Source organism: Cypionkella sp. (assembly GCF_034376685.1).
Classification (GTDB): Bacteria; Pseudomonadota; Alphaproteobacteria; order Rhodobacterales; family Rhodobacteraceae; genus Cypionkella.
Map to the genome: position 1 here is coordinate 164948 of NZ_JAXMJJ010000036.1, position 14085 is coordinate 179032.

At 62.9% G+C, this 14085-nt stretch carries 11 protein-coding genes; 4 read left to right on the forward strand and 7 right to left on the reverse strand.

All coding sequences use genetic code 11. The features are described 5' to 3' along the window. Positions 1–30: 30 nt before the first annotated feature. Genes U1A24_RS08555 through U1A24_RS08565 form a run of 3 tightly spaced genes read left to right on the forward strand, consistent with a single transcriptional unit; the run spans position 31 to position 3658 of the window. Positions 31–1242 (forward strand): glycosyltransferase family protein, encoded by a 1212-nt coding sequence (locus U1A24_RS08555; protein ID WP_322321558.1) that lies wholly within the window; start codon positions 31–33, stop codon positions 1240–1242. Between the two features lie 20 nt (positions 1243–1262). Next, positions 1263–2504: a glycosyltransferase family 4 protein gene (locus tag U1A24_RS08560; protein WP_322321559.1), complete on the forward strand. Its 1242-nt coding sequence runs from the start codon at positions 1263–1265 to the stop codon at positions 2502–2504. After that, entirely contained in the window at positions 2501–3658 is a 1158-nt protein-coding gene (locus tag U1A24_RS08565; protein WP_322321560.1) for a glycosyltransferase family protein, read from the forward strand. Before U1A24_RS08560 ends, U1A24_RS08565 begins: the two co-directional genes overlap by 4 nt. Before the next feature lie 124 nt (positions 3659–3782). On the opposite strand, the gene U1A24_RS08570 is transcribed toward U1A24_RS08565, so the two are convergent. The 3 genes from U1A24_RS08570 to U1A24_RS08580 all read right to left on the reverse strand — a co-directional run bounded on the left by U1A24_RS08570 (position 3783) and on the right by U1A24_RS08580 (position 8396). Next, on the reverse strand, positions 3783–4823 hold the full coding sequence (locus U1A24_RS08570; RefSeq protein WP_322321561.1) for a tyrosine-type recombinase/integrase: 1041 nt from the start codon (positions 4821–4823) through the stop codon (positions 3783–3785). 149 nt (positions 4824–4972) lie between these two features. After that, positions 4973–5686 (reverse strand): response regulator, encoded by a 714-nt coding sequence (locus U1A24_RS08575; protein WP_322321562.1) that lies wholly within the window; start codon positions 5684–5686, stop codon positions 4973–4975. A gap of 34 nt (positions 5687–5720) precedes the next feature. Next, a complete protein-coding gene (locus U1A24_RS08580; protein WP_322321563.1) occupies positions 5721–8396 on the reverse strand; it encodes a sensor histidine kinase KdpD in 2676 nt (891 codons plus the stop codon). Positions 8397–8513: 117 nt separating this feature from the next. Here U1A24_RS08580 and U1A24_RS08585 point away from each other — a divergent pair, with 117 nt between their 5' ends. Next, the gene (locus tag U1A24_RS08585; RefSeq protein ID WP_322321564.1) at positions 8514–9032 is read left to right on the forward strand and encodes a DinB family protein; all 519 of its coding nucleotides are present in this window, start codon (positions 8514–8516) and stop codon (positions 9030–9032) included. An 8-nt stretch (positions 9033–9040) separates the two neighbouring features. On the opposite strand, the gene kdpC is transcribed toward U1A24_RS08585, so the two are convergent. The 4 genes from kdpC to kdpF are packed head-to-tail and all read right to left on the reverse strand — an operon-like array spanning position 9041 to position 13455. After that, entirely contained in the window at positions 9041–9607 is a 567-nt protein-coding gene (gene kdpC, locus U1A24_RS08590) for a potassium-transporting ATPase subunit KdpC (RefSeq protein WP_322321565.1), read from the reverse strand. Between the two features lie 9 nt (positions 9608–9616). Next, positions 9617–11653, reverse strand: coding sequence for a potassium-transporting ATPase subunit KdpB (gene kdpB, locus U1A24_RS08595; protein ID WP_416173476.1), 2037 nt, complete (start codon positions 11651–11653; stop codon positions 9617–9619). A gap of 12 nt (positions 11654–11665) precedes the next feature. Beyond that, positions 11666–13336 carry a potassium-transporting ATPase subunit KdpA gene (kdpA, locus tag U1A24_RS08600; RefSeq protein ID WP_322321566.1) on the reverse strand — a complete coding sequence of 557 codons (1671 nt, stop codon included), beginning with the start codon at positions 13334–13336 and terminating at the stop codon, positions 11666–11668. 11 nt (positions 13337–13347) lie between these two features. Then, positions 13348–13455: a K(+)-transporting ATPase subunit F gene (kdpF, locus tag U1A24_RS08605; RefSeq protein ID WP_322321567.1), complete on the reverse strand. Its 108-nt coding sequence runs from the start codon at positions 13453–13455 to the stop codon at positions 13348–13350. Positions 13456–14085: the final 630 nt, after the last annotated feature.

The window sequence follows — 14085 nt, forward strand, 5'->3', positions numbered from 1 at the left end:
CATGAACCGCTCTCTCGCGAGGTTACCTGAATGAAGCACCCGTTAGAGAATGCGCGGATTCTGATGTACAGCCACGATACGTTCGGGTTGGGACATCTGCGGCGCTGTCGCACCATCGCCCACGCGCTGGTGCAGGAATACAGCGGATTGATGGTGCTGATTGTCTCGGGATCGCAGATCGCCGGGGCGTTTGATTACCGCGCCCGCGTCGATTTTGTGAAAATCCCCTCGGTGATCAAGCTGCGCAACGGCGAGTATTCCTCGCTGTCCGAGCATATTGACGTGCATGACACCATCAAGATGCGGCGCTCGATTATCCGGCACACGGCGGAAAGCTTTGATCCTGACATTTTCATCGTCGACAAAGAACCGATGGGGCTGCGTGGTGAAATCGAAGAAACCCTCGCCTATCTGAAAGCCAAGGGTACCACGCTGATTTTGGGGCTGCGCGAAGTGATGGATGCACCCCGGTTGCTGGATGCCGAATGGAAGCGCAATGATGTGATGGGCAAGATTGATCGGACCTATGATCACATCTGGGTGTATGGCCCGCCGGATTTTTACGATCCGCTGACCGGTCTTGATGTGCCACAATCGGTGCGGGATCGGATGGAGTTTGTAGGCTTCCTGCAACGCCGCTCGGCCCAGGAAAAGCTGTCGGAAAAGCGACGCGAAAGCGATTATCTGCTGGTTACCACTGGGGGCGGTGGTGATGGCGCCGATCTGATCGACAACGTGCTGAACGCCTATCTGCACGACCCCAGCCTGACGCAAAAGGCGCTTGTGGTGCTTGGCCCCTATATGCCCGGCGATCAGCGCACCGAGTTTCTGCGCAAGGGTCAGGCGATTCCGCAGGTTGAGGTCATCGAGTTTGACACAAGGATGGAAGAGCTGATCGCAGGCTCGGCAGGGGTGGTGGCGATGGGCGGCTACAACACCTATTGCGAGATATTGTCCTTCGACAAACCCGCGCTGATCGTGCCGCGCACCACCCCGCGTGAAGAGCAACTGCTGCGCGCCACCCGCGCCGCTGAGCTGGGTATGATTGAAATGCTGCTGCCCGAAGAAGCCGCCGATCCTGCGCGGATGGCTGCCGCGCTGCGGGCCTTGCCGCATCGCCCGCATCCATCGGATGCGGTGCCGGGGCTGCAACTGGAGGGCCTGACCAATATCGCCCGGCTGGTGGGACAGGATTTGCACGCCCGCGCCGAGAATCCCGGTGCTTTGTGGATTGCAAAGTGAGTGCAGACCGCCGCCCTGCCTTGAATCAAAAGCGTCTGGTGGTGGTGGTCAAGGGCTACCCCCGACTGTCAGAGACCTTTATCGCGCAGGAATTGCGCGGGCTGGAATTGGCGGGGCTTGATCTTGTGATCGTCTCACTGCGCCATCCGACCGACAAGAAGCGCCACGCCGTGCATGATGAAATCGCGGCCGATCTGCTGTATCTGCCGGAATATCTGCACAAAGAACCGCTGCGGGTACTGCGTGGGTTGTGGGCGGCTTGTCGTCGCCCCGGTTTTGGCGCGACCCTGCGCGGCTGGCTGTCTGATCTGCGCCGCGATCCCAGCCGCAACCGCCTGCGCCGCTTTGGGCAAGCTGCCGTGCTGGTGGCGGAATGGCCAAAGGGGGGTGCATGGCTGCATGCGCATTTCATTCACACTCCGGCTTCCGTGGCGGATTACGCAGCCCGCATCATGCAAATCGGCTGGACGGTTTCGGCCCATGCCAAGGATATCTGGACCTCACCGGATTGGGAACTTTCGGCCAAGCTGAACCGGGTGAAATGGGCGGTGACCTGCACCGAGATGGGGCACAAGCATTTGCAATCTTTGGCGGATGACCCGGCGCGCGTGCATCTAAGCTATCACGGGTTGAATCTGGATCGCTTCCCGCCCTTTACGCAAAGCCGCCCCGCTCGCGATGGCTCGGACCCCGCTGATCCGGTGCAGATCGTCAGCGTTGGTCGCGCCGTGCCGAAAAAGGGCTACGACACTTTGCTGTATGCGCTTGCCCTGTTGCCGCCCGATCTGCATTGGCGTTTCAGCCATCTGGGGGGCGGTGGGGAACGTGAAAATCTGCAAGCGCTTGCCGCGACGCTGGGCATAGCGGGTCGCATCCATTGGCAAGGCTCGGTGGATCAGGCCGAGGTGCTGGCGGCTTACCGCAGCTCGGATCTGTTCGCGCTGGCCTGCCGGATCACCGCAGATGGCGACCGGGATGGCTTGCCGAATGTGCTGGTTGAGGCCGCAAGCCAAGGGCTGGCCTGTATCTCGACCACGATCTCGGGCATTCCCGAACTGTTTCGCAGTGGCGAAAATGGCTGGCTGGTGCCGCCTGACGATGCTGTCGCTCTGGCGGCTGCACTGAAAACCGCGATCACCGCGCCCGGTCTGCGCCAGCAATACGGCAGCGCCGCTGCAGCTAAAGTCCGCGCGACGTTGGATTATCACCACAGCGTCAATCAACTCGTCAGCCTGTTCGCTGCCGAAGGTCTGTATCCATGACCGCTAAAGCCCCCTCGGTGTTCTTTTACGTCCAGCACCTGTTGGGCATCGGGCATCTGGCCCGTGCCAGTCGTGTTGCCCGCGCGATGATCGCGCGGGGGATGGACGTGACGCTGGTGACCGGAGGCTTGCCGGTTCCGGGCTTCCCCGGTCCCGGTATTCCCCATATCGCGCTGCCGCCGATTGCAGTGGCGGATGGTGCGTTTGCTGGCCTTGTCACGGCCAGCGGAGAACCCGCAGATGAGGCTTATCTTGAGGCCCGCAAGAACCAGTTGCTGGCCGCCTATCATGCCGCCAAGCCCGATATCGTGATGCTTGAGGCGTTTCCGTTTGGCCGCAGGCAGGTGCGTTTTGAACTGCTGCCACTGATCGACGCCGTCGACGCGACGCAGCCTCGCCCGGCGCTTGTCACCTCGCTACGCGATATTCTGCAGCGCCGCAGCAAGCCGGGTCGCGATGAAGAAACCGTCGCCCTGATCCGCCGTGCCTTCGATCTGGTGCTGGTGCATGGCGACCCCAGCTTTGCTGCGCTGGAAGACAGCTTTGCGCTTGCCGATCAGATCACCGACCGCATCGCCTATTCCGGCCTTGTCTGTCCACCCGCGCCGCCATCGTCTGAGGAAAGCTTTGACGTGGTTGTTTCGGCAGGCGGTGGTGCCGCTGGCAAGCACCTGATCGCTGCGGCGGTTGGCGCGGCGCGGTTGCTGCCAGATCTGCCGCGCTGGTGTATCATTACCGGGCCAAACCTGCCGCAGCCCGATTATGACAGCCTTGGTCAGAACCTGCCCTCTAACGTGACGCTTGTGCGGTTCCGGTCCGACCTAACAAGTCTGATGACGGGCGCGCGGCTTTCCGTGTCGCAGGCGGGTTACAACACCGTCGCGGATATCCTGATGGCGGGTTGCCATGCCTTGTTGGTGCCCTATGCGGTGGATGGTGAAACCGAACAGACCGACCGCGCCGAGCGGCTGGAACGCATTGGTCGCGTCGGTGTGATCGCCGAGGCAGCGCTGAGCGATGTCAGTCTCGCGACAGCGATCAGACATGAAATCGCCCGCGATCTTCCAGCCCAGGCCCTGCAGATCAGCGTGGATGGCGCGGCGCAGAGTGCAGAAATTTTGTGGGCCCTGGCTAAGGCCAAGAGACAGGGCTAGTCCAAAGCCATGTAATCGGGGCAAGGCTTTTTCGCAAGCGATGGGTGCAGCCAGAACATTTGCTGCTGGTTCAGGGCAGTGACGGCAGGATACGTTCAGGCCATTCCTTCAAAACCGCCGTAGGCTACCCCAGCAAATCTGTGGCTGGGTTATCCTCAATCTCGACATCGGCATAGTAGCGCTGCGCCTGAATGGCCGAACGGTGCAGCGACAGTTTCATCGCTGCGGCCAGCGGTGCGCCATCAAGGGCTGCCTGCGTCAGAAAGCCTGCGCGCAGGCCGTGCGGTGTGGCGTAGTCTTCGGGCAGGCCCGCGAGTTTCAGGCGGTGCCGCAGGATGACGCGGATCGCGTCGGGAGCCAGCTTGCGGGACAGAGCGCGGCCCGACTGGCTGATAGGGCGGAACAGCGGGCCAGAGTCGATGGCCAAAGCCTCGATCCAGCCGATCACCGCGCGGGCGGCGCGGCCCTTCAGCGGCAGGCGTGGTGCATCCACTTTGCCGGTAGTCTTGGTTTCCAGCAGCCGCACCCAGATCAGCCCCTTGCTGGCATATTCCTCGGTGCCGATATCCTCGCGGTAAAGATTGGTGATCTCGCTGCGACGCCTGCCTCCAGAGCCAAAACCCAGCATCAGGATGGCCCGGTCGCGAAGTCCGCGCGTAGTGTCGTCACAACTGGCCAGCAGTTTCTCAAGCATCTCCCGATCAATCGGGCGTGGTGATTTTGAAACCCTTGGTCGGGCTGCCGCCTTACGGCCCTTCGCGCGGGCTTGCTTGAGCAAAGGTGCCTCGAAGGGCGAGGCCAGATTTTTCATGCGGTGAAACGCCCGCCATGACGCAATGCGGCGGTCCAAAGTGGCCGGGGCGGGGCAGGTCAGTTTGATGCGCAGGCCAAGCGCGATCAGTTCCTGCGCGGCATCTTGGGCGGAACCGGGTTTGTCGGTGAGATCAACGGTGTGATCAAGTACGAACCGCAGCGCAACGCGCTCGATTTCAGGCCAGACCAGAGCTTGGCCGAAGACCGCCGCTTTCCACGCCGAGATATAAGCCAGATCGCGTTCCCAAGCCCGCAAGGTGTTTGCTGGCGTCCCACGCTTGTACAGCGCGGCGAGCGCCTCTTCGTCGGCAACGGAAAGGGCGGCGTAAGAGGGCAGGGGCAGCGGCGGCAAAGACTCACCTCACATTGGGTCGGGCGAAGAGGTCGCAAGTCAGGGGGAAGTCCCTACTGACTTGAGTGCAGGATGCAGGAATAAACGGTGAGCTTCAAAGGCCAAAACATAAAGGAGCGTCGTTTGTGGCAGGTATTTCCGGCTAGAGATTAGCCATCCGACAGCGTGCTATGGTTCCCCGCGATAAAGCGATAGCCGACGCCGGGTTCGGTCATCACATAGCGCGGGTTGGCGGCATCATCGCCCAGCTTGGCGCGCAACTGGCGAATGAACACCCGCAGATACTGGCTGTCTTCGGCATGGGCAGGCCCCCAGAGCGTGCTGAGGATCATGGTTTGCGTCACCAGCCGCCCGGAATGCGAGGCCAGCATCCACAGCATGTCAAACTCGCGCCGCGTCAGATGCAGCGCCACGCCGGCCTGTGTCACCTGATGCAGCGCCGCGTCGATCCGCAGATCCCCGGCCTCGATCACGGCGGGGACGGCTTCGGTCGGGCTGCGGTCGCGCAAAAGGCTGCGCACGCGGGCGAGCAGTTCCTTGACGCTGAAGGGTTTCACAACATAATCCTGCGCCCCCGCATCCAGCGCCGCCACCTTGCCCGCCTCGTCCGAGCGCACCGACAAGATCACCACCGGAACCGTGCTCCACCCGCGCAGATCGCGCAGCATGCTCAGGCCATCGGCATCCGGCAGACCCAGATCCAGGATCAACAGGGTCGGCGTTTCGCGGGCAGCGGCCAGCAGGCCCTCGCGGGCGGTGGCGGCCTCGATCACGCTATGGCCATCCGATTCCAGCGCCACCCGCAAAAAGCGACGGATCGGGGCTTCATCGTCAACGACAAGGATACGCGCGGCGGCTGTCATGGGGTCTTGGCAAGCTTTCACAGAGCGGGGACGATCAAGAACGATCCGGGTTCAGGATCTTCAGCGTGATCACGATACGCGTGCCGGTGCCGTTTGGCCATGTGGCTTCGGCGCGAATGTTGCCCCCCATCGCCTCGATCAGCCCGCGGCAGATCGCAAGGCCAAGCCCGGTGCCCGCGCGCTGTCGGTCCCCGCCTTCCACCCGATAAAACATCTCGAAAATCCGGTCCCGGTCCTCGGGCAGAATGCCGGGGCCGTTGTCGGCGATGCTCAGGGTCAGCAAACCGCCATTGGTCTTGGCCGAAAGGCTGATTTCGCTGCCCTCAGGGGCATATTTGGCGGCATTGTCGATGATGTTGAACAACACCTGTTCCAACAGCACCGGATCGGCCTGCACCAGCGGCAAGGGCTGCGGCAGGTCGGTGATCAGCGGATGCTGCCGCAGGATCGCCCGCATCCGGTGCCGCGCCGATCCCACCACCTCGCTCAGATCCACCGCAGACAGATGCGGATGCAAGGCACCATGCCCCAACCGCGTCATATCCAGCAGGTTTTGCACATAGCGGTCCAGCCGCTCGCCCTCTTCGCGGATCAGTTCGGCCAGTTCCAGACGGCTGGCCTCGGGCAAGGCATCGGCTTCGGTCAAACTGCCCGCAGCCCCGATGATGGTGACCAGCGGTGTGCGCAGATCATGGCTGACCGACGACAGCAGCGCGGTGCGCAGCCGTTCGGTCTCGGTCGCAAGCTTGGTCGAGGCAAGATCTTCGGTCAGCCGCAAGCGTTCCAGTGCCAGCACGATCTGGTCACTCAGCGCGTCCATCAGCCGCTGATCCAACCGGGTCAGCGCGCCGTCATCCTCAAAGGCGATGCCCAGCACGCCCAAACGGTGCGCGGTGGTCTTCAGCGGCATGAAATACCAGCGCGCCGTGGGCAACGTGTCCGATCCGCGCCCGGCAGCTTGACCCTTCTCCCAGGTGAACTGCGCGGCGGTCTGGTCGCGCACCTCAAGCTGATCCTCGGGCGGAAAGCCCCCCACCACCTGCAAAGTGTCATTTTCTGCGGGCATCAACAGAATGCTCTCACAGCGCAGCGTCACCGCGACATGGCTGACCACGGCCCAGATCAGATCATCGCGCTGCGCCGCCGCAGCCACCTTGCGGCTGAAGTCGTAAAGCTTGTTGGTGCGATCAGCGATTTCGGTCTGAACGCGGGCGCGCTGGCGCAATCGCGCCGCCAGATTGCCGGTTATCAGCGAGGCGACAAGGAACAGACCAAGGGTCAGCACCTCGCTGCGGTCGGTGATGGTGAAGGTCAGCCGGGGGTCGACGAAGAAGAAATCATACGAGAAAAAACCAAGCATCGAGGCCAGAATGGCCGGAAGATTGCCTTGGCGCGACGCCACCACCACAACGGCGGTCATGAAGATCAGCGACAGCGAGGCCACCGGGAACAGCCTGTCCACCAAAGCGGCCCCCAGACTGGCCAGCAAGGTGAAGCCCACCGCCTCGGCCACACCACGCAGCGACGGCCGCGTAAACCGCAGGCGCTGGCGCTCGGCCTCCAGCCGCTCATCGGGTTGCGACGCGACCGTGATCTCGAAAGACCCAGCACCACGCATCAGATTCTGCATCACATCTTCTTGCAGCCAGTGCAGCAGCGGCGATCTGGGGCGCGGATAGCCGACAATGATGCGGCGGACGTTGCGGGCGCGGGCATAGGACAGGATGGCGCTGGCAGTGTCGTGTTCGGCCTCCAGTGTGGCGACCTCGGCCCCCAAGCGTTCCGCCAGACGCAACGAGGCGGAAATCCGATCACGCTGGGCCTCGCCGATGTCTTGCTGGCGCGCCGAGGTCACATTCACCGCGATCCATTCGGCGCGGGCACGATCCGCCGCACGTTTGGCGACCCGGATCGCTTCGCGCGCGGCGGGGCTGTCGTTCAGGCAGACAAGGATGCGTTCCTGCGTCGGCCAAGGGCCCTCGATGGCATTGGCGGCCATATGCTCGCGCAGCTGCGCGTCGACCCGGTCGGCGGCGGTGCGCATCGCCAATTCGCGCAGCGCGGTCAGGTTGCCCTTGATGAAGAACGAGGTCAGCGCGCGCGCCGCCTGATCCTGCGGATAGATCTTGCCCGCCTTCAGCCGCTCCAGCAGCTCATCCGGCGGCAGGTCGATCAGTTCGATTTCGTCCGCCAGCTCCAGCACCTGATCCGGCACCGTTTCGCGCACCCGCACCCCGGTGATGCGGGCGACGGTTTCATTCAGCGTCTCGATATGCTGGATGTTCAGCGTGGTATAAACATCGATGCCAGCGGCCAGCACCTCTTCGACATCCTGCCAGCGCTTTTCATGCCGCCCGCCTTCGGCATTGGTATGGGCCAATTCATCAATCAGCGCCAAAGCTGGGCGGCGGGCCAGCAGCGCATCCAGATCCATCTCGGTCAGCGCGCGGTTCTTGTAAAGCACGGGCTTGCGCGGCAGCAGCGGCAGGCCCGCCAACTTGGCCTCGGTTTCCGCCCGGCCGTGGGTTTCGATGACGGCGGCCAGCACATCGACACCGCGCGCCCATTCGCGGTGGCCATCATCCAGCATCGACCAGGTCTTGCCGACCCCCGGTGCCGCCCCGATGAAAATCTTCAGCCGCCCGCGCCCCTCGCGGTTGGCACGCCCCAAAAGCGCTTCTGGTGAGGGTCGGGTGTCGTTGTCAGCCATGCAGCACCCCACTGGCAACCGCCGCAGAACTGCGATAATTTTGCTTAAAACAAAGGGGGAACGTTCGTGCTTGCCTCATCCTATGACCCTTGCCGCGCATGGCGTAAACTGGCGCAAATGAACCGCCTTGCCAACCACCGCCTGCACACCGCCTGTGCCGCGCTGTCGGCAGAGGATTACGCCGCCGCGCGCGTGGGCTTCTTTCCGTCGATCCGTGCCACGCTGAACCATATCCTGCTGGTGGATCGGTTCTACATCAATGCGCTGGAAGGCCACCCGCTTGACCGTGCCGCCCTCGATGCCGCGCAAGGGCTGACAACGCTTCAGGCGCTGCGTGCGGCGCAAGCGCAGTGTGACGCGCGCTTGCTGGCCTTCGTAGCGGCCCTGACGCCCGAGCGGCTTACCCGCAGCGTGACCGTTGATCGGGGGGATCGTCAGCAGCATGACCGGGCGGACGATCTGCTGGCGCATCTGTTTCAGCACCAGACCCACCATCGCGGCCAGGTCCATGCGATGCTGTCCTCCACCCGTGTCGCCCCGCCCCAGCTTGACGAGTTCATCGTCAGCGATGACGCGGCGGCACGGGCAAAGGACATGGCAGCGCTTGGCTGGTCCGAAGCCGATCTGATGCGCTGACCGCTGCATCACGGCGCTACGGGAAACGCCGCATCAAGCGCCAGATTGGTTTGCAGCACATTCACCGTAGGCTCGCCATACAGGCCCAGCAGCGGCGCCTTGATCTGCGTGTCGATCAGCGCCTGCACCGCAGCCGGATCGGCTTTGCGCGCGCTGGCAATCCGTGCCGCCTGCGCCCGCGCATTTTCCGGGCTGATATCCGGGTCCAGCCCCGAGGCCGAGGCCGTCACCGCGTCAATCGGGGCCTCCGCCCCGTTTTCTGCCGTATAGGCCGCGCGCCGTTCCGCCACGCTGGCAATCAACGCGGCATTGGTCGGGCCAAGGTTGGACGCGCCCGAAGGCGTTGCGCCATAGTTTGACGCCGATGGACGCGGCTGCAAATAGCCAGGTTTAGTGAAAGACTGCCCGATCAGGGCAGAACCGATCACCGCGCCATCCTTTTCGATGAAACTGCCGTTGGCCGCAGCCGGAAACAGCGTCTGCGCCACCCCGGTCATTGCCAGTGGATAGGCAAGGCCGGTCAGCACGGTAAAGCCAAGCGTCAGAGTGATCGCGGGACGAAGATAGCTAAACATCATGGCCTCCTAAGCCAGATTGAGAGCAACAAGCGCGAGGTCAATCGCCTTGATGCCAAGGAAAGGCACGATCAAACCGCCCAGACCATAGATCAGCAGGTTGCGGCGCAGCAGCACGGCAGCAGAGGCCGGGGTGTATTTCACACCGCGCAACGCCAGCGGCACCAGCGCGATCAGGATCAGCGCGTTGAAGATCACCGCAGACAGGATTGCCGAGTTCGGCGAGGCAAGCCCCATCACGTTCAACACGCCAAGCCCCGGATAAGCCGCCACGAACATCGCCGGCAGGATGGCGAAGTACTTCGCCACGTCGTTGGCGATGGAAAACGTGGTCAGCGCCCCGCGTGAGATCAGCAGCTCTTTGCCCACCATCACCACTTCGATCAGCTTGGTCGGATCGCTGTCGAGGTCGATCAGGTTGGCGGCCTCTTTCGCCGCAGGTGTGCCCGCGTTCATCGCCACACCCACATCCGCCTGCGCCAAAGCCGGTGCGTCGTTCGAGCCGTCGCCGCACATCGCCACCAACCGGCCACCGGATTGCTCGCGCTTGATCAGATCCAGCTTCATCTCGGGCGTGGCTTCCGCCAGAAAATCATCCACCCCGGCTTCGGCGGCAATGGCCGCGGCAGTCAACGGGTTGTCGCCGGTGATCATCACCGTGCGGATACCCATCGCGCGCAACTCGGCAAAGCGTTCGCGCACGCCGGGTTTCACCACGTCCTTCAGATGCACAGCCCCCAGAATGGTAAAGCCGCGCGACACCAGCAACGGCGTGCCGCCCGAGCGGGCAATCGCATCAATCTCTTGCTTCAGCGCTGGGGCCGGGATCTGCGTCGTCAAACGCACCACGGCATCAATGGCGCCTTTGCGCAGGCTGGTGCCATCGGCCAGATCCACCCCCGACAGCCGGGTTTGCGCGGTGAACGTCACCGGCTGCGCCCCCTCAGGCAGCACCAGATCGCGGCCCAGCAGCGCGCGGGCTTTCTCGACGATGCTTTTGCCCTCGGGGGTCTCATCGGCCAGCGAGGCCAGATAAGCGGCCTCTGCCAGCGTGGCCATATCGACACCCGGCGCGGGGATCAGCGCATCGGCCATCCGGTTGCCGAAAGTGATCGTGCCGGTTTTATCCAACAGCAGCGTGTCCACGTCGCCTGCGGCTTCCACCGCGCGGCCAGATTTGGCAATGACGTTGAATTTCACCAGACGGTCCATGCCCGCGATACCAATCGCCGACAGCAGCCCGCCGATGGTGGTGGGGATCAGCGTGACAAACAAGGCGCCCAGCACCACGACCGGAATGTTCAACCCGGCAAAGCTGGCAAAAGCAGGCAAAGTCACCACGACGAACAGGAAGATCAGCGTCAACCCGGCCAAGAGGATGTTCAGCGCAACTTCGTTCGGGGTCTTTTGCCGCTCGGCACCTTCGACCAAAGCGATCATGCGGTCCATAAAGCTTTTGCCCGGCTCGGCAGTCACCCGCATCACCAGCCAATCCGACACCACCGTGGTGCCGCCGGTCACCGATGACCGATCCCCACCCGCTTCACGGATCACCGGGGCACTTTCCCCCGTGATGGCGCTTTCGTTGACCGAGGCCACGCCGCGCACGGCTTCACCATCGGTCGGGATGATGTCGCCCGCCTCAACCAGTACGAATTGCCCGGTTTGCAGTTCGTCAATAGGGCTGAGCAAAGCCACGTCGAACGGGGTTTGCGGCCCCTCAAGACGCTTGACATAGCCCTTGGATTTGGTGGCGCGCAGGGTGTCGGCGCGCGCCTTGCCGCGGCCCTCGGCCAAGGCTTCGGCAAAGTTGGCGAACAGCACGCACAGCCACAGCCAGACCGAGATGTGCAGCGCCTGCCAGCCGCCAACGGCCCCCGTGCCGATGTCGCGCAGCGCCAGCGCCGTGGTCATCAGCGCGACCACCGCCGTGGTGAAGATCACCGGATTGCGGGCAAGCCCGCGCGGGTTCAGCTTGACGAAGGTTTGACGCAAGGCGGCTGGGGCCAGATCTCGCAGGCTTGCGGTTGGGATAGGATTTGACATGATTTCAGGTCCTTAAAAGCTCTGCCCGGCGACGCGTGCGGTCTCTTCCGCAATCGGCCCCAGTGCCACCACAGGAAAGAAGGTAAGCGCGCCAAGGATCAGCACGGTCAGGATCAGCAGGGTGACAAACAGCGGCCCGTGGGTCGGGAAGCTGCCCGCCGTGGCCTCGGCTTTGGTCTTGCGGATCAACGAACCTGCAATCGCCAGAAGCGGGATGATCATCGCATAGCGCCCGATGATCATGATCAATCCAAGCGCCGTGGTGTGCCAAGGCAACGATGCCCCCCAGCCGCCAAAAGCCGAGCCGTTATTGCCGGTGGCGCTGGAATAAGCATAGAGGATTTCACTGAAGCCATGCGGGCCGGGATCTTGCACGGCCGCCAAGGCGCTTGGCACGGTCGCGGCAAGTGCGCCGCCCACCAGAATGCCCACGGGCATCGACAGAAAGGCCAGCACCGCCAGCGTCACTTCGCGGGCTTCAATCTTGCGGCCCAGATATTCCGGCGTCCGCCCCACCATAAGCCCGGCCAGAAACACCGCCAGAACCGCATACAGCAACATGCCATACAGGCCCGATCCGACACCGCCGAAAATCACCTCGCCGACTTGCATGAACACCATCAGCACCATGCCCGACAGCGGCATAAAGCTGTCATGCATCGCGTTGACCGACCCGTTCGAGGCCGCCGTGGTCGAGGCCGCCCAAAGCGACGACAACATCGCGCCAAACCGGGCTTCCTTGCCTTCCATATTGGCACCCAGACCAAGGCTCGGGTTGCCTGCAACCTCATAGAGGTGCACGACCGTCAGGCCAGCCAACAGCATGATGCCCATGGCGGCAAACATCGCCCAGCCTTGGCGACGGTCGCGCGCCATGTTGCCAAACAGGAAGCAGAACGCCACCGGGATCAGCAGGATCGACAGGCATTGTGCAAGGTTCGATGCAATCGTCGGGTTCTCAAACGGATGCGCCGAGTTGACGCCAAAGAAACCGCCGCCATTGGTGCCTAATTGCTTGATCGCAATCTGCGCCGCAGCAGGGCCGCGCGGAATGATCTGTTCAGCGCCTTCAAGCCCGGTGGCATGCACCGCGCCCAGCAGGGTTTGCGGCACGCCTTGCGCGGCCAGAAACAGCGCCAGCACAAATGACAGCGGCAACAGGATCCACAGCGTGGCACGGGTCATATCGGCCCAGAAGTTGCCAAGCCCACTGTCTTTCGCGCCGGTAAAGCCGCGGATCACCGCCACGCCCACCGCCATACCGCTAGCAGCCGAGACAAAGTTCTGCACCGTCAGCCCGGCCATCTGGCTCAGGTAAGACAGCTGCGCCTCACCGGAATAGGCTTGCCAGTTGGTATTGGTGATAAAGCTGATCGCGGTGTTGAAGGCGAGATCAGGCGACATCGCACCGATGCCATCCGGGTTCAGCGGCAACACCCCCTGCAAGCGCAGCAGCGCATACAGCAGCACGAAACCGGCCAGGTTGAAGGCCAGCACCGCCATCGCATAGGTGGTCCATTTCATCTGGCGGTCGGGGTCCACACCCGCGCCCCGCAGCACCAGCCGGTCCACCCGTGCCAAAGCCGGAATGCGGCCTTCGAACACCCGCTGCATCCACAGCGCAAGGCCAAAGGCCCCCACCGTCAGCACAGCGAAATAGAGAATGTAAGAGATCAGGGTCATAGCCTATCCCCCTAGAAACGATGGGGGGCGATCAGCGCCACCCCAAGATACACGAAAAGCCCCGCCGCCACGGCAAGGCCAAGGATCAGGTCGAACATGATTTCCTCACAGTCGGTCAAGAATGCGGATAAGCGCCGCAAAGCCGCCAAAAGCGGCAAAGGTCAGGGAAAGATAGATGAGATCGGACATGGTTTGCTCCGCTGGTGATCGCGCAAATATACCAGCTGCCTGCGTGAGGGGGCTATGTCGAAGGCAGAGGTTTCGCGTAAAGGCCGCGTAAAGATCAGCAACCGCACCGGAAAAATTCCTGCGTGATTGCAGTCGGATGCTACAATTGAGATGGGCTGACGCAGGCCACATGGGGTCCAAAACGCAGGTTGCCGAGCTGGCCGACTGACCCAAGGGGGGCGCGGCCAAGGGTATCTTTTACTGTGGTTTTGCACGCGGTGGGCTGGATTGCAGCCGTGGCAGATCCAGACTTATCCAGCGATCGCCAAGAGCCGTGCATACTAATAAAAAAATGCTGCCGCGAGAAGCGGCAGCACCAGTTGGGAGCATGAGGCGCATGCTCCGGTATTAGATCAGGCTGTTGTCGCCACCGAGCAAGCCACCGAGCAGGCCATCGTCACCGAGGATCGGATCGAGCAGACCGCCGGTGTCGCCACCGAGCAAGCCACCCAGCAGGCCATCGTCACCGAGGATCGGATCGAGCAGACCGCCGGTGTCGCCACCGAGCAAGCCACCCAGCA